Source organism: Rickettsia slovaca 13-B (genome assembly GCF_000237845.1).
Lineage (GTDB): Bacteria > Pseudomonadota > Alphaproteobacteria > Rickettsiales > Rickettsiaceae > Rickettsia > Rickettsia rickettsii.
This window is the reverse complement of the sequence record NC_016639.1, coordinates 58,990-74,849: the sequence shown is the minus strand read 5'-3', so window position 1 is coordinate 74,849 and position 15,860 is coordinate 58,990. Positions and strand designations below refer to the sequence as shown.

Here is a 15,860-nt window from a genome sequence, read left to right as displayed (position 1 = left end):
CATCACGTTGTATAATATCTGAACCGTATCCGTAAGAAACATAAAAAATGCCTTCCGGCTTTAATGCAGCATGAATTTTTTATACACATTGATTGTTTCATTATAAGGTACATAAAGGAGAGTTGCTTGAGCCCAAACACCATCAAACGACTCCTTAAAATCGATATCTTGAAAAGTGGAGTGCAGTACATCTATTCCGGTTGCTTTTGTAGCTCATTTAACCATTTCGGTTGAACCGTCAAAAGCAGTAACTTGATATCTTTGACTTAAAAAATATTTTGTATCACGACCAACTCTGCAACCTGCATCTAAAATATGAGCTTGTTCAGGTAAATAGCTAGTAAATGCTTTATAGTTATCAGACAAATCTGCATTGATTGTTCTGCTATAAAACTCTTGAGCGTTATTATTATAATATTGTATATTTTTCCCAACTATTAGTATATTTATACTCACCAAACAATAACATACAAATAGAAAATACATATAATTTCTATTATATATTAGACTTCTTTTCGAACTCGCTTATAGGGAGGAATTTGGAGGAAACACGGAACGCAGCACCGCATCGTATAAAAAAGTACGTGAGGATGCGAGTACCGGATTGACGTACAAATTACCCCTAGAAGTAGAGTTCCAAAAGAAGTCTATTGACTATTAGACTTAAAAATGGTCTACTTATCAAGAATAAGGCTTAAGGTTTATATGATAAAAAAAATAATATTTGGAATAGCTATTTTACTTAGTACAAGCTGCTTTGCCAATAGTGCAACTTCTGACGGCTCAAAAAAAGATGCAGCAAAAACTAACGATATTACAACACAAAAAATTATAGATGATTTTTCTGCTTACGCCGGTACTATAAAACCGGAAGTACGGGAGGAAATACAAAAATATAGAGTAGCAATAGTCAAGATTAATAAGAAGAAACGTGAACTATATAACAGGCTTTCCAAAGAGGCTCAAAATTTTTTAGCAGAGCAACAAAAATATAAACAAAAACTATCTATCTCTAAGCTACCGGTAGAAAATGACCAAAAGAATAATACTGCTGATTCTAATGATAATAAGAGCAAAGATACAAAATAAATTACTTTTCTTAGCCGTTATTGTGCGGGTCAAAAATCGTCATTGCGAGCAGCCGTAGGCTGTGGCGGCAATCTCATGAAATAATAACAAACTCCTGAGATTGCTTCGTCAATTGCTACGCAATGTCCTCGCAATGACGGATAAACCTATCCATACAACAACTCCGCTTTTAGCTAGGTATTTCATAAATCTGCTCTACTACACCATCAAGACCCATTAAAAAAGTATAAACTTTTAATTGGGGGAATTTTTCTTTTATTATATCACGGGCCTTGTTTAAAATTGCTGCATGTGCTGCCGTTTCTTTTTCCTTGGTATTTAGCTGTTCCTGACCTATAAGTATTTTATAAGCTCCACATTCTCTATGATCAAGAAAAACAATTTGTTTTATGTTATGTAATTCTTGCAAAATCTCAATAGTATCTTCTATTGTTTTTCCCCAATAAGTATATTTGTCGTTAATGAGAGCAAGCGATGCACCGGGCAGTGATACTTTATCAAAATTATCTTCTAATCCTAATTGCTTCATTAATTTATCTGTTTCGTCTATTAATCTAAAATCTACACAACTAATTAAAAGAGTAGAAGCTTCATTTAATGTTTTTAAATGTTCATTACTTACTTCTACCTTTACAACTTTCTTATTGGCAATTATATCATTGTTAGCAGCGTAAAGATTTAAACTAGACACCATAATAAACCCTAAAATTATATATTTTACATGTATCATAAAATTCTCCTATTTAAAAATATTTCTTACAGGCTTTAAAATAAGAATAACCTGTAATGATTGTTAAAAAAGCGGCAATCCATAAAATTATTTCCCCTACTATATCTAAATAAATAATTCCTGAACCTTTTGAGCCTAGTATCAATATCGATAAAGCAAACATTTGTAAAAACGTTTTTACCTTAGCAAGTCTCGATACAGGCACACTAACCTTTACTAGAGCTAAAAATTCCCGAAGACCGCTAACTAAAAATTCTCGTGCTAAAATTAATAAGCAAGGTATCTCATCTACATTATCTTTTTTTAGTAGCATGATAATAACGCAACCTACAAGTAGCTTATCTGCTATAGGGTCAAACATCTTGCCGAAACTTGTAACTAAATTATATTTTCTTGCAATATAACCGTCAAAAAAATCCGTAATACTAGCTAAAACAAATAATAATGCCCCAAGTGTACGTGCAAATGAATTATTTATATAAAATACCAGTATAATAACTGGAATTACCATTATTCGAGCAATAGTTAGATAATTAGGTAAATTTTTATCTATTCTCATTAATTAATTAAATTTATTAATATAATATTGTTGAATGATGGATAGAATATTATTCCAAGACCAATATATTAAAAGTCCCACAGGAAAACTACTAAACATAAATAAAAAAATTAGCGGCATAAATTTCATTACTTGAGCTTGCATCGGATCCGCAGGTTCAGGACTCATTTTTTGCTGTAAGAACATAGTAATAGCCATTAAAATAGGCCATGCTCCAATCATTAAAAATGACGGCGGCGAGAACGGTAATAAGCCGAATAAATTAAAAATAGTAGTAGGGTCAGGTGCAGATAAGTCTTTAATCCAGCCGTAAAACGGTGCTTGCCGCATTTCAATAGTTACATACAATACTTTATAAATGGAGAAAAATACCGGAATTTGAACAAGTATAGGTAAACAACCAGCTACCGGATTTACTTTTTCTTTTTTATATAAAGCCATAATTTCTTGATTTAAACGTGCTTTATCATCACTGTATAAATTTTTTATCCTATCGACTTCCGGCTGTAAATTTTTCATTTTTTTCATCGAACGATAAGACTTATTGGCTAAAGTAAACATTAATAGCTTAATTATAACCGTAACAATTAATATACTAACACCGAAATTACCGACATAGCCATAGAAAAAATTCATGGCGTAGAAAACCGGTTTGGTAATTATATAGAACCAGCCGAAATCAATAGCTCTATCAAATAATTTAATATCATATTGCTTTTCATATTTATCAAGCAAGTCTACTTTTTTTGCTCCAGCAAAAATTCTGCTTTTAATTGAAAAATTTTCGCCGGGCTTTATTATTTGTACCGGTGAAATAAAATCTACCTGATATCTTTCAGTCCCTTGCTTAAGAGCATAATTAAAATTCGAGCTGTAATTACTTGATTTATCCGGAATCAAGGAAGATAACCAATATTTATCGGTAATTCCTATCCAGTCAACCTTACTTGCTGCAAATTTTTCACTTTTCTTATCTTTAATATCATCATAAGAATATTCTTTAAGATTCTCGTCTATACACCCGATAGGTCCTTGATGTAATATATTCACCGCTTTCTCTACGGCAATATATTTACGATTTATTAAACCGTAAGATTGCACAGGAAGTTCTTTATCACTATTATTAACGATGGTTTGCTCTATAGTAAATAAATAGTTTTTATCGACAGTAATAGTAACTAAAAATTTAACTCCGTCTTCATTAACCCAAAATAAATGCACAGGTTTTTCAGGGCTTAATATTTCACTATCACTATTCCATATAGTATCGTTGTTAGGGAGTTTTACACTAGATAAATTACTAACTAAACCAACTTCAGCAAAATATGCATTTTCTGTATTAGCCGGTGAAAATAATCTCACTTCAGGACTATTTTTAGATAAATCTTGTTTATATTTCTTTAATATTAAATCATCAAATCTAAGTCCTTTTAATGAAATAGAACCGGTAAGTGATTCAGATTCTATTTTAATACGCTGTACTTGACTTTCTTCTTGCACAACAATACCAGTTGCAGGTTCGACTAAAGCTTTTAACTGTTGTTTCTTTAAATTTTCTGCTTTCTGCACTGCTATTTGCTGTTGCTGTTTTTTTTGTTCAGGTTTTACAACAAAATACTGCCAACCGAAAATTATACTTAAAGACAGTATAATAGCGGCTATTAAATTAATTATATTATTATTCATTCCTAGGTCTTAAATTTTAATATTTTTAAAGCTTTAAGTTTTAAAGCATTTAGAGCAAATAATCAAGTAGTATAATATACTTCTTTGCTTTCAAAAGTAGTGAATATCCAAGCTGAAAGACAACTTCCATCTTGGATACAAATTTAATTTATTTTTTTATTTTTACTACTTTTCATTTTACTTTGGATATATTATACCACTCCTACATTCTGAAATATTTTTAATTTAAATTCAGGAAGTATAGAAATGAAATGTTCAGAAATATTGTCCTGTATATTTTCATAACCTACTAAATTTACTTCTTTAACAAAGATATATATTTCTATAGGCAACCCATTAATCGTAGGTTCAAGCTGTCTTACTAGAAAAGTAAACCCTTCGGTATAAACTGCTGGATTATTTTTTAGATATTCCTGAATATATAATTTGAATAGTTTAATGTTGGTTAAATCTTTCTCTTCTTTATCAAGAGTGATTTTATCTATTACATCCTTTGATATATAAGGAGATTTTTTTAGTGCTTTTAAAATAGTAGCATCACAGAAGTTAATAGTTGCCATATTAATATTAAATACTCTCTTTACCCTTCTTGCTCCTGATTCACTAATTCCTCTATAATTAGTTACGTTAGAATTTAAAATGCTGTAAGTAGGAACTGTGGAAATAGATTGGTCAAAATTCCTAATTGTTACTACGGAAATAGTAATTTTTTCAACTGTTCCTTCAATTGCGCCTATACGTACCCAGTCTCCAATATTAATAATTTCTTGAGTAGTTAGTTGCAAGCTTGCAAGTAATCCTAAAACGGTATCTTTGAAAACAAATGTTAAAAGAGCTGCGGCTGCACCTAAGCTTGTTAAGAATGTACTAAGCGAAATATTTAATATATATGAAATAGTTACCATTGCTGCAATAACTATGACAATAATTTTTAATATTTGAAAATATAAGCTAAGCGGTGCATTTTTTGTAACGGCTTTGATTCTATTGTGATACAGATCTGCAAAAGCATCTATAAGCGTTAATAATAACATCGTCACAGATATACCAGTATATAAGATTACTATAGTATCTTTGATTCCCAGTAATACATGTGCTTTAAAAGAAGTAGGATGAAAAATCTTTCCCCAACATACAAAGTAAAGTGCTAATAAAGTATGTAATAAATAACGAAATATAGGATATTTTTTTATCCTTTCATAATCATCATAATGATGTCTAGTTAAATAATTTTTTACCGGAATAAAAATTAATCTTTTAATTAGAAATATCACCGGTATAAGAGATACTAACATAACAAACAATAATACTAACTCAGTACTTGAGGTATGATATAGATCCATTAAATATTGCATATTTTACCTATCATTATTATTATAAATATAAATCTTTTTTATTATTAAGAATTTTATTTTTATCAATAATTTTAACTCAAAAGAATTTGGTATTGCTAAGCAAATATAGATACTGTCATTGCAAAGCCACGAAGCAGCTGCGGCAACCCATAAAAATAATAAAAAACTGAATTGCCTAGTCAATTACTTACGTAATTTTCCGTAACTCAGACGTTAAATGAATTAAATAACTTATTTATCTATGACATTTCCTAATATCAATCCAATTATTTTCTCTATAGGTCCACTTGCTATCTCTTGGTATTCTCTTTCATATGTAATAGGAATTTTGCTAGGCTGGTTCTATGCAAATAAAATTATAGAAAAATTTAAGCCTCAAATTACCAAAAAAAATCTAGAAGATTTCATTACTTATGCCGTTATAGGCATAATAGTCGGAGGCAGACTAGGGTTTGTTTTATTATATAACCCTTCTAGATATTTTTCAAATCCAATAGATATCTTAAAAACTTATGAAGGCGGGATGTCTTTCCATGGCGGAGCTTTAGGGGGGATTATTGCTGCTTATTTGTTTTGCCGAAAATATAAAATTAATTTTTTAAGTCTCACAGATATAATAGCCCCTGTAGTACCTATCGGATTATTTTTAGGTAGAATCGCTAATTTTATTAACGGCGAACTATACGGACGTATTACAAATTCTTCTTTTGGTATGATTTTTCCGAATAGCGATTTGATGCCAAGACATCCTAGTCAATTATATGAAGCTTTTTTTGAAGGTTTAGTATTATTTAGTATCTTAGCATATACAACATTTAAGCACAAGACTCTTAAAAAGTGCGGTTTAAACTCAGGAATATTTTTCACATTTTACGGTCTTTTCCGAATCACTATTGAAATATTTAGAGAACCCGACATACAAATCGGGTTTATTTTAGATAGCTTAACTATGGGACAAATTTTATCTGTACCTATGTTACTTTTAGGAAGTTATTTAATATGTCAATCGAATCCAAAATAAGACAATTAATTGATCAAAACGGTTATATTACTTGCGATGTCCTCATGCAGGAGGTATTAAACTTAAATCCTACTTCCTATTATAAGCAAGTAAAATCATTAGCTAATGAAGGTGACTTTGTTACGGCTCCTGAAATTTCACAGCTATTCGGTGAAATTATCGGCTTATGGTGTATCAGAGAGTGGCAAAGAATTGGCTGCCCAAAAAGTCTTAGTTTAGTAGAGCTTGGTCCTGGTCGAGGTCTATTAATGCGTGATTTACTACGTACTGCAAAATTAGTACCGGAATTTTATAAAGCCTTATCAATTGAACTAATAGAAATTAATAAAAATTTTATTGCTTATCAAAAGGCTAATTTACAAGATATTAATTTACCGATTAGTCATCAATCATTTGTAGAAGATATACCAAAAAAACCTACTATAATAATAGCTAACGAATTCTTTGATGCTATACCGATAAAGCAATATATTAAAGTCAAGGAATTATGGTATGAAAGAATATTTGTAGTGCAGCCGGTAGACGAAAGAATTAAATACGATAAAATAAGCGTTAATAAGCAATTACAAGAATATCTGCTGTGTACTCATATTGAAGCAAAAGACGGGGCAGTACTTGAAGAATCTTATAAATCGATAGAAATTATAAAATTTATAGCGCAGCATCTAAAAAGACTAAGCGGCAGTGGCTTAATAATAGATTACGGCTATGATATAGCTCCGAATGGTAGAACTAGATATCAATATAATCAAACATTACAAGCGGTTAAAAACCATAAATATTGCCCCATCCTTGAAAATCTTGGAGAAGCTGATTTATCGGCACATGTGGATTTTTATGCATTAAAGACGGTAGCTAAAAACAGCAAAATAAACGTAATAGATACAATATCGCAACGAGATTTTTTAATAGAAAATGGAATCTTATTACGTAAACAAACATTGCAAGACAAGCTTAATGATAGACATCTTGCCAAATTCGCTTATAGAGAGGAATTTAAAGGAGACACGAAACGCAGCACCGCAGCGTACACTTTAGTACGTGAGGATGCGAGTATCGGATCGACGTATAAATTACCTCTAGAAGTAGAGTTTGGAAAGATGTCTGAGCAGGCACAAATAATAGAAAGACAGGTAGAAAGACTAATATCACCGAAACAAATGGGAGAATTATTTAAAGTATTACAAATTATGAATTAATTTAGGTTTTGTGGACATTTCTAAAAAGATTTAATTTTGGCTATTTGTTGCTGCAAATTATAAGATTTTTTTGAAATATGACTAACTATTCCGCAAAAATCTTATTAATTTTTGTTACAAAATACCTCAAAATAGCAAATCAACTAGAAATGTCCACAAAAAAACCTAGGTTCTGAGTCTTGATTATAAATGGACAACTTAAGTCCCCTTCTTCACATTTCAGCATGGCTTCAAATTCTTTTTTATACGCTCTTCGGTTTTTCCTGTAAGATGTAAGACACATAAGCAGTATCATTGGATATACGGAACCACCATAAACCCCAAAACTTCGAAATTCACAATCAGCATCTCGGTACTTAATCCATAAATTTGGGGATTTTTTAAGTAAATTAACTTGTTCTCGTTTGTCTGAAATATGTTTTAATATTTCTTGGTATATTTGATTTAGTTTCTTATCAACTTTCTTATATTCTGCAGCGACACAATAATTCATGTCACCTTGTGTCATGGTATTATTACAATCAACAGAAAATAATTGCTTTTTTCATTATTTTATCATTTTTAAAAATAATTAATTAAGAATCACAAACCGTGACGTTCTGCAATTAAACTTTTTATTTTACCGATAGCTTTAGCAGGATTTAAGCCTTTCGGGCAGGTCTTAGTACAGTTCATAATCGTATGACAACGGTAAAGCTTAAATGGGTCTTCTAAAGCTTCAAGACGTTCACCGGTATTATCATCCCTTGAATCGGCAATCCATCTATATGCTTGTAGTAAAATCGCAGGACCCAAATATTTATCACCGTTCCACCAATAGCTAGGACAAGAAGTAGAACAGCAAGCACATAATATACACTCATATAAACCGTCAAGCTTTTCTCGGTCTTTAATCGACTGTAACCTTTCAGAGTTTGAAGGGGTAGGGCTATCGGTTTTGAGCCAAGGTTCTATAGATTCGTATTGTGCATAAAAATGCGACATATCAGGTACTAAATCTTTCACTACTTTCATATGAGGAAGCGGATAGATTTTGATATCGCCTGATATATCTTCTATTGGTTTTATGCATGCTAAAGTATTTGTACCGTCAATATTCATTGCACAACTACCGCAAATTCCTTCCCGACAAGAACGCCTAAAAGTTAAAGTAGAATCGATTTCGTTTTTGATTTTAATTAAAGCATCTAAAACCATCGGTCCGGTTTTGCTTAAATCTATCTCAAAACTATCGATAGTAGGATTCTTATCAAAATCAGGGTCATACCTATAAATTTTTATCTTTCTAGGTTTAAGCATTTCCTCTTGTTCTTTATGCTCTCTACCTTTTTTTACTACTGAATTTGGCGGTAACCTTAACTCTGCCATTTTAAGTACTCTCTTAAAATTTGTTTTTAGAACTATACAAAATAATTAGCTAATTCACAATCTTTCATACCTGTTACGTGGATGACATTAATGTCTCTAGGTTGCCATGCTACTTACAGTTACTCACAAGGTATTGCTAGCGTGGATACCGATGTCATTCCCGCAGCAGCAGGAATCCAGAAAAAATAGTCTTAGTACTAACAAAATAAACCTAAAAAAACAAATTTTTTGTAGGTTTTACTGGATTCCCGCTTCTGCGGGAATGACATCAAGAGCATTTACTGGTCCACGCAACAACGCCTACTCACAATGACGATATTTATAGTTAGCAATCCATATACGAAGATCAACTGCAAAAAGAGCCAGGAGTTCACAAGACGAGGAACGCAGCGTATACTTAATACGTGAGTACCGCAGTACTTGTAGAACGACTTAGCCAATTTTTGAAGTTGATCGAGTATATTCCATTATCCATTAAACTGCTCTTTTATTGAGTCATATATATTTTATAATCTCATCTAATTTTTTAGTTTCAATTACGCTGCCATTATTAATATTCAGAATATTTTTAACATTCTCAAGCAATAATATATAGGGTTTGTGATATTGTACTATTCTGATTATTTCATACAAAAGTCTACATCTCCTATACCAAGCCTCTTACCTGAAATACTAAAAGATTGGCAAGGAAAACCGGCACATAAAATATCATGTTTAGGGATTTTGGTTTCTGATATTTCCGTAATATCACCGTATGGCTTATCACCGAAATTTCTTTTATATGCTTCTTGTACGTCTTTGTCTATGAAAAAACACATTCAAGACCCTTTATTTCCAAGGCTTTTCTAAAACCACCGATACCACAAAATAAATCTATAAATTTATACATAAATTATACTACTAAACTTAGGAAGCGTAATTTTCTTTTTTAGCTTTAGTTGTTTTTGTTTTCTCAGGTGATTTTTCTTTATCTATTTTTATAGTAGATGAATCATTAAAAGGAAATTTATTCTCCTCTTCTGAATCTAAAGCTCTACCACTAAGTAAATTTTTAATTTGCTGACCGGACAATGTCTCATATTCAATTAAAGCATTTGCTAAGGTATGAAGTTGATCTATATGTTTTGTTAAAATATCTTTTGCAAATTCATATCCTTGCGTAATAATTCTTTTAACTTCAGCATCAATTAACTCTGCAGTAGCTTCCGAGGTTTCATTATTAGGTTGTCTACCATACATATCGTCACCACTTGAACCGTGAAATATCGGTCCTATTAAATCACTTAAACCTGCTTTTGTAACCATCGCTCTGGCAATATTAGTTGCACCTTTTATATCCGACGAAGCTCCTGAGGTAACTTTATTTCTACCGAAAATAATTTCCTCCGCTACTCTTCCTGCCATATAAACTGCTATAGATGATTCCATCTGTTCACGATTCTGAGAATATTCATCAGTTTCAGGAAGTCTTTGCACCATCCCAAGAGCATTACCACGCGGTATAATCGTAGCCTTATGAATAGGTGATGCTGCAGGACAATAAAGTCCTACTAATGCATGTCCGCCTTCATGATATGCAGTCAACCTTTTTTCTTTCTCCGACATTGCAATGGAGCGACGTGCAACTCCCATCAGCACCTTATCTTTTGCCTCTTCCATGTCGTGCATATCTACTTCTTTCTTACCAAGCCTTGCAGCAATAAGAGCAGCTTCATTAACTAAGTTAGCAAGTTCAGCACCGGAAAAGCCCGGGGTACCGCGAGCAATAATTCGTGCTAGTACCGTACTATTATATTTAATTTTCTTTAAATGTACTTTTAGAATTTGCTCACGACCGTTTATATCAGGGTTTGCAACGGCAATTTGACGATCAAACCTACCGGGACGCAGTAATGCACGATCAAGAACGTCAGGACGGTTTGTAGCTGCAATGATCACAACTCCCTCGTTTGCTTCAAATCCATCCATTTCGACTAACATTTGGTTTAAGGTTTGCTCACGTTCATCATTGCCGCCACCCATACCGATACCTCTATGGCGACCTACCGCATCAATTTCATCGATAAAGATAATACAAGGAGCATTACGTTTACCCTGTTCAAACATGTCACGCACACGACTTGCACCGACACCTACAAACATTTCAACAAAATCAGAGCCGGATATGCTAAAAAACGGAACATTAGCCTCACCTGCAATTGCTTTAGCAAGAAGTGTCTTACCGGTTCCGGGAGGACCTATAAGTAAGCAGCCTTTCGGTATTTTACCACCAAGCTTTTGGAACTTGCTTGGATCCCTTAAAAAATCTACTATTTCAGTTAATTCTTCTTTTGCTTCATCGATACCTGCTACATCTTTAAAGGTAATTTTTGGTCCTTTATCTGATAGCAACCTAGCTTTAGATTTTCCAAACCCCATGGCTTTCCCACCTCCATGCATTTGACGCATGAAAAAAACCCAAACACCTATCAATAAAAGCATAGGAAACCAAGAAATTAAAAAGCCTAAAAAGGTATTCATTCTTGTTTCAAGAGGCACTACTTCAATATTAACGTCATTGCTAGTAAGACGATTTACTAAATCAGGATAATCAGGAGCATAAGTATTAAAAGTAGAGCCGTCATTTGAAGTGCCTTCAATTACTCTACCCTGAATTTTTACCGAATTAACGGTCTTTTCATCAACTCGTGTTAAAAAATCCGAGAAAGTTATATTATTTCTTCCACCAAGTAAACTGTCAGATTGGAACACATTAAAAAGTAATATTACAAAAATAAAAAGTGCTGCCCAAGCTAAAATACTTCTACCTTGATTATTCATCGATATAAAACCTAATAAAAATTTTTATTGGTATAAGAGAGGTCTGTAAATAAATTTTATCGTTAAAATTTATTTACAGATAACCTCTTAAATACCGGTGTTAGCAAAAATGGGTGAAACGAGATACAAAATTTGGAGAAAAAGATACTTCAAAGTTCCACATGTCGTTATCATAATATGATATATGTGGTATTGCTATAACTTTTTCAAGTATTTTAATGATAGGTAAGGTCAATAAAACTGCATTGTGGTTTTTGCAGGATAGATTTTTCAAAGGTTCTAAATCTAATTGTTTCTTTATTATTTTATAATCTTTTAACGATAGATGAGTTACAAAACAATTTGGAGTTTCTTGATTTTTTGTGATACAAAATCTATTATCCCAAATAACGGATTTATCTAGTAATATTTTACTCTCAGGCAATTTTTTGCCGAATTCCCTGTATATAAGTAACTCGTTTTGTATGCGCTTAATTATACAGCCATGAAGTGTATTCTTAAAGTTTACGTCTTGAGTAATTAATTTCAAAATAGGTTCTACCGAATAAAAACGAGCTGCTCTAGATTGTCCACTAATTATTATCAGTAAAAAATTAATTATTTGTACTTTCACCTCATTTGAAAACTTATCAAATTTAACTAAATCAAGAAAAGCAAAGCCATATTCAAAAATCTTGACCGCTTCAGCTATCGCCGATATTAATTCAGGCTTAAACTCGTTTTCTATAAGTTTGTTGGTTTTAAGTTGTTGTGAGATTATTGCGGCTTTAGACATCTTTCCACACTTCGCTTCTAGAGATAATTTAGACGCCGTTCCGGTACTCGCATCCTCACTTGGCATTGTTGCGTGGATCAATTTTACCTCTGTCATCCCGTGGCTTGACCACGGGATCCAGTTAAAAATACTAAAATTATTAGTACTTTTTATTGTCTTTACCGTGGTCAAGCCACGGGATGACACAGTGAGTTTTACCGGTCCACGCAACAATGCCTCCTCACCTACGCTTGTGTACGCTGCGGTGCTGCGTTCTGTGTCTCCTTTAAATTCCTCTCTATAAACTGGTTTGGAAAAATGTCTAATATAATCTGCACCTTTAGCTAATTTTTGCCTAATAACATTTCGTCTATATTTATCAGATGAATTTGACTCATCTTCAAACCATTTTATATTATGCCTGACTAAATATTCTACTAATTCACTTTTTGGAATATTATATAGCGGTCTAATTATGTGTATATTATTATACCAATTGATATTACTGCTACTAAGTCCAAATATACCGCTATTACGCTCTAATCTTAAACAAAAATTTTCTACGTAATCATCTTCATGGTGAGCAGTTAAAAGTACTAATATATCGAGTTCTAGACATAGATTTGTCATCAAATCATAGCGTCCTTCTCTTGCTCTTTCTTGTAAATTGGAAAAATTATTTTGATGGTCAAAAGATAAACTATAATGCTTGCGATTTAGACTATTACTGATATTTTGGATATAATGGGTCTCTTGCTTCGACTGTTCCCGTAAGTTATGATCAACCGATATAACAAATAATTCTATATTATTTTTCTCTGCCCAAATATTAGCAAGATAAAGAAGTGCTACCGAATCGCTCCCACCAGATACTGCAATCGATATTTTAGATAAGCCAAAATTACCTATTAGATTATTGATATTATACTCAAATTTTTCATATAGCATGGTTGAAAAATGTTAGTATTGTAAAGTGTTTGGATATTGTGGTCAAACTTAGTAGTATGTCATTTCCGCGTAGGCGGGACTTTGTTGCATGGCTCTTATGTCATTCCTGCGAAAGCAGGAATCCAGAAAAAAAGTATAAATACAGCAAATTCTTGAAATTAAAAGCTCGATTTATCTCGCTTTATGCTGGATGCCCGCCTACGCGGGAATGACATCGAGCAAGTTTCTCAATCCATACAACAATGCTCTACTTTTGCAATGGTAACAAAAAACTACACAATTAGATGATAAAAAAAATTTATGCTGACTCAGCTAAATCTTCTGAAGTTTCAGTCTTTTGTTCGCGTAAATAATCTTGTGCTTCTGATTCTGATCTTGCAACAATAACCGTAACTATAGCATTAAGCTCTGCATGGAGTCTTATTTCAACTGTATAAATTCCGGTAGATTTAATTTGTTTATCAAGAATAATATTTGAATGAGAAATATTATAAGATATATTTTCAGATAATTTATCGGCTATTTCTTTATTAGTAACCGAACCGAAAAGTTTACCGTCATTTGATGTTTGACGGATAAAAACTAATTGTTGATCTTTAATAAGAGCATTAATTTTTTCTACTTCTTCTCTTATTTGCTTATCTTTTGCTTCAAATTCGTGTTTTTGTTTAACTATTAGCTCTTTATTAGGCTCAGTAGCTCTAATAGCTAATTTTTGCGGTAAAAGATAATTACGACCAAACCCGTCTGCTACTTTGAGTATGTCGCCAATTTTACCTAATTTTCTTACGGGTTTTATTAATATAATTTCCATGTATTATGCCTTTATTTAGCTTGAAATACAAAAGGTAATAACGCTAAAATTCTTGCAATTTTAATAGCATTATTTAGCTTTCTTTGTTTCTTTGCACAAACATTTGTGATCCTGCTTGGTAACATTCTACCGCCTTCAGAGACAAATTTTATTAAAAGCTCAGGGTTTTTATAATCAATAACAGGTGCATTAGGCACAGAAAGAGGGCATCCTTTACGTCTTCTAAAAAATACTTTTTTAGCAGTTTTATCTCCTACCTTGTGAGCAGCTGTTTCACTAGCATTATTACTTTTTAACATTCTTTAACCTTAATTCTTACAAATTTAATTATTAATCGTTACGTCAATTACCGGAGTATTCTCTGTACTTTGATTTTTTAATATCGGTGAAGGTTCACTACTAATTGAATCTGCTTGAATTGTAAGAAATCTAATGATATTTTCGTTAAGCTTCATTTTTCTTTCTAGCTCTTCTTTTACATTACCAGTAATATCTAGACCTAAAAAATAATAATGTCCTTTTTTGTTATTACCGATTTTGTAAGCTAAAGTTCTTAACCCCCAATATTCTTTTTTTATGATAGTGCCATTATTACCTTTAATAATTTTAGCAAAATCATCAACGATTTTATCTATATCGTTTAATGATACGTCTTGACGTATAATAAAAACTGATTCATAAAAGCTCATGATATATAAGAATCTCCAACAAACAAACTTTAAAATAAAGCTATTTATAGCAACTAAAACTATTAAATTCAAGTATTATCTTTAAAAAATTATTATTTCTTTGTTTCTTTTTATAAAAAGTTTGCTATAGACCCTAATAAATTAGAAAATTATTACAAAAATTTTTAATTATTTACTAAATATTAATGAAGATTAATTCAGTGTTTGATAAGCTATTACCTGAAGTTTTAATTATAGAAGAAAAAAATAAAAAAGTGTTAATATTTCTTTAAGTAATGATATTAAGAGAGAGCAGGATTTAATATAATGAGGGCTTCAACTCTAGAAAAAGCATTAACTTATTTTTTTAGTCAGCTGCTTGTTATCATGATTATTAGTGCAGAATTACAAGAAAATCCTTTAATAACAATAAATAACTAACAGAAATAGACGATAACGTGCTATTTTTTTATAAGCCCTTCTTATCTGAGCAAATAGTAGGTACTTTAAAGAGCTTATTGAGACGTTTCAAGTCAGTTGTACAAGATAATATTATTAAATTTAAGAATCTAAATATTGATTTAAATACTGAAAAAGTATACAAAGACGGACTGAATATTCCTCTAGGTCCTACTGAGTTTAAAATTTTACAACTTTTTTTTCAGGTTCCAAATGAAGTATTTTTGCGTCAAGAAATAATAAAATATTTATGGGAAAGTGAAGAGACCTTTAATGAACGTCTCATAGATGTTCATATAAATAGGATTAGAGAGGTCTTAGGGAAAGACAATTTAATTATTACAACCGTTCGTTTATCGGTTATTGTCTAAATAAAGGATAACTAGAATT

At 31.8% G+C, this 15,860-nt stretch carries 16 protein-coding genes and 2 pseudogenes; 5 read left to right on the top strand and 13 right to left on the bottom strand.

Annotation, left to right across the window (positions count from 1 at the left end; translation table 11 throughout):
- Nucleotides 1–213: 213 nt before the first annotated feature.
- Entirely contained in the window at nucleotides 214–486 is a 273-nt protein-coding gene (locus tag RSL_RS00425) for a class I SAM-dependent methyltransferase (protein ID WP_041472067.1), read from the bottom strand.
- 19 nt (nucleotides 487–505) lie between these two features.
- On the opposite strand from RSL_RS00425, the pseudogene RSL_RS07225 reads away from it, so the two are divergent.
- Nucleotides 506–655 (top strand): annotated as a pseudogene (locus RSL_RS07225) (palindromic element RPE1 domain-containing protein); the annotation flags it as partial.
- Nucleotides 656–705: 50 nt separating this feature from the next.
- On the top strand, nucleotides 706–1,089 hold the full coding sequence (locus tag RSL_RS00420) for a hypothetical protein (protein ID WP_014273131.1): 384 nt from the start codon (nucleotides 706–708) through the stop codon (nucleotides 1,087–1,089).
- A gap of 169 nt (nucleotides 1,090–1,258) precedes the next feature.
- Here the strand turns inward: RSL_RS00420 and RSL_RS00415 are convergent, their stop codons facing one another.
- The 4 genes from RSL_RS00415 to RSL_RS00400 all read right to left on the bottom strand — a co-directional run bounded on the left by RSL_RS00415 (nucleotide 1,259) and on the right by RSL_RS00400 (nucleotide 5,419).
- On the bottom strand, nucleotides 1,259–1,819 hold the full coding sequence (locus tag RSL_RS00415) for a carbonic anhydrase (protein ID WP_004996838.1): 561 nt from the start codon (nucleotides 1,817–1,819) through the stop codon (nucleotides 1,259–1,261).
- A gap of 13 nt (nucleotides 1,820–1,832) precedes the next feature.
- Nucleotides 1,833–2,378, bottom strand: coding sequence for a CDP-diacylglycerol--glycerol-3-phosphate 3-phosphatidyltransferase (gene pgsA, locus RSL_RS00410; protein ID WP_014273130.1), 546 nt, complete (start codon nucleotides 2,376–2,378; stop codon nucleotides 1,833–1,835).
- A 3-nt stretch (nucleotides 2,379–2,381) separates the two neighbouring features.
- Nucleotides 2,382–4,064 (bottom strand): membrane protein insertase YidC, encoded by a 1,683-nt coding sequence (gene yidC / locus RSL_RS00405; protein WP_014273129.1) that lies wholly within the window; start codon nucleotides 4,062–4,064, stop codon nucleotides 2,382–2,384.
- Between the two features lie 191 nt (nucleotides 4,065–4,255).
- Nucleotides 4,256–5,419 carry a mechanosensitive ion channel family protein gene (locus RSL_RS00400; protein WP_014273128.1) on the bottom strand — a complete coding sequence of 388 codons (1,164 nt, stop codon included), beginning with the start codon at nucleotides 5,417–5,419 and terminating at the stop codon, nucleotides 4,256–4,258.
- 241 nt (nucleotides 5,420–5,660) lie between these two features.
- Here RSL_RS00400 and lgt point away from each other — a divergent pair, with 241 nt between their 5' ends.
- Together lgt and RSL_RS00385 are read left to right on the top strand one after the other, a co-directional pair.
- Nucleotides 5,661–6,440, top strand: a complete 780-nt coding sequence (gene lgt / locus RSL_RS00390; protein WP_014273126.1) for a prolipoprotein diacylglyceryl transferase — start codon at nucleotides 5,661–5,663, stop codon at nucleotides 6,438–6,440.
- Nucleotides 6,419–7,639 (top strand): class I SAM-dependent methyltransferase, encoded by a 1,221-nt coding sequence (locus RSL_RS00385; protein ID WP_010976756.1) that lies wholly within the window; start codon nucleotides 6,419–6,421, stop codon nucleotides 7,637–7,639. The genes lgt and RSL_RS00385 overlap by 22 nt, the downstream gene beginning before the upstream one ends.
- Nucleotides 7,640–7,778: 139 nt before the next feature.
- On the opposite strand, the gene RSL_RS00380 is transcribed toward RSL_RS00385, so the two are convergent.
- The 8 genes and pseudogenes from RSL_RS00380 to rpsF all read right to left on the bottom strand — a co-directional run bounded on the left by RSL_RS00380 (nucleotide 7,779) and on the right by rpsF (nucleotide 15,032).
- A complete protein-coding gene (locus RSL_RS00380) occupies nucleotides 7,779–8,147 on the bottom strand; it encodes a lysozyme inhibitor LprI family protein (protein ID WP_014419686.1) in 369 nt (122 codons plus the stop codon).
- A gap of 74 nt (nucleotides 8,148–8,221) precedes the next feature.
- The gene (locus tag RSL_RS00375) at nucleotides 8,222–9,007 is read right to left on the bottom strand and encodes a succinate dehydrogenase iron-sulfur subunit (RefSeq protein ID WP_014273125.1); all 786 of its coding nucleotides are present in this window, start codon (nucleotides 9,005–9,007) and stop codon (nucleotides 8,222–8,224) included.
- Nucleotides 9,008–9,502: 495 nt separating this feature from the next.
- Nucleotides 9,503–9,896 (bottom strand): annotated as a pseudogene (locus RSL_RS09665) (DNA cytosine methyltransferase).
- A 17-nt stretch (nucleotides 9,897–9,913) separates the two neighbouring features.
- Nucleotides 9,914–11,827, bottom strand: coding sequence for an ATP-dependent zinc metalloprotease FtsH (gene ftsH, locus RSL_RS00360; protein WP_012719337.1), 1,914 nt, complete (start codon nucleotides 11,825–11,827; stop codon nucleotides 9,914–9,916).
- Nucleotides 11,828–11,927: 100 nt separating this feature from the next.
- Nucleotides 11,928–13,529: a tRNA lysidine(34) synthetase TilS gene (gene tilS / locus RSL_RS00355; protein WP_014273124.1), complete on the bottom strand. Its 1,602-nt coding sequence runs from the start codon at nucleotides 13,527–13,529 to the stop codon at nucleotides 11,928–11,930.
- 298 nt (nucleotides 13,530–13,827) lie between these two features.
- The gene (rplI, locus tag RSL_RS00350) at nucleotides 13,828–14,343 is read right to left on the bottom strand and encodes a 50S ribosomal protein L9 (protein WP_004996862.1); all 516 of its coding nucleotides are present in this window, start codon (nucleotides 14,341–14,343) and stop codon (nucleotides 13,828–13,830) included.
- Nucleotides 14,344–14,354: 11 nt separating this feature from the next.
- Complete coding sequence (gene rpsR / locus RSL_RS00345) at nucleotides 14,355–14,642, bottom strand: 30S ribosomal protein S18 (RefSeq protein ID WP_004996865.1); 288 nt, start codon at nucleotides 14,640–14,642, stop codon at nucleotides 14,355–14,357.
- A 24-nt stretch (nucleotides 14,643–14,666) separates the two neighbouring features.
- Nucleotides 14,667–15,032, bottom strand: coding sequence for a 30S ribosomal protein S6 (gene rpsF / locus RSL_RS00340; protein ID WP_014273123.1), 366 nt, complete (start codon nucleotides 15,030–15,032; stop codon nucleotides 14,667–14,669).
- 497 nt (nucleotides 15,033–15,529) lie between these two features.
- Here rpsF and RSL_RS00335 point away from each other — a divergent pair, with 497 nt between their 5' ends.
- Nucleotides 15,530–15,841, top strand: coding sequence for a winged helix-turn-helix domain-containing protein (locus RSL_RS00335; RefSeq protein ID WP_004996869.1), 312 nt, complete (start codon nucleotides 15,530–15,532; stop codon nucleotides 15,839–15,841).
- The last annotated feature ends 19 nt before the right edge of the window (nucleotides 15,842–15,860 follow it).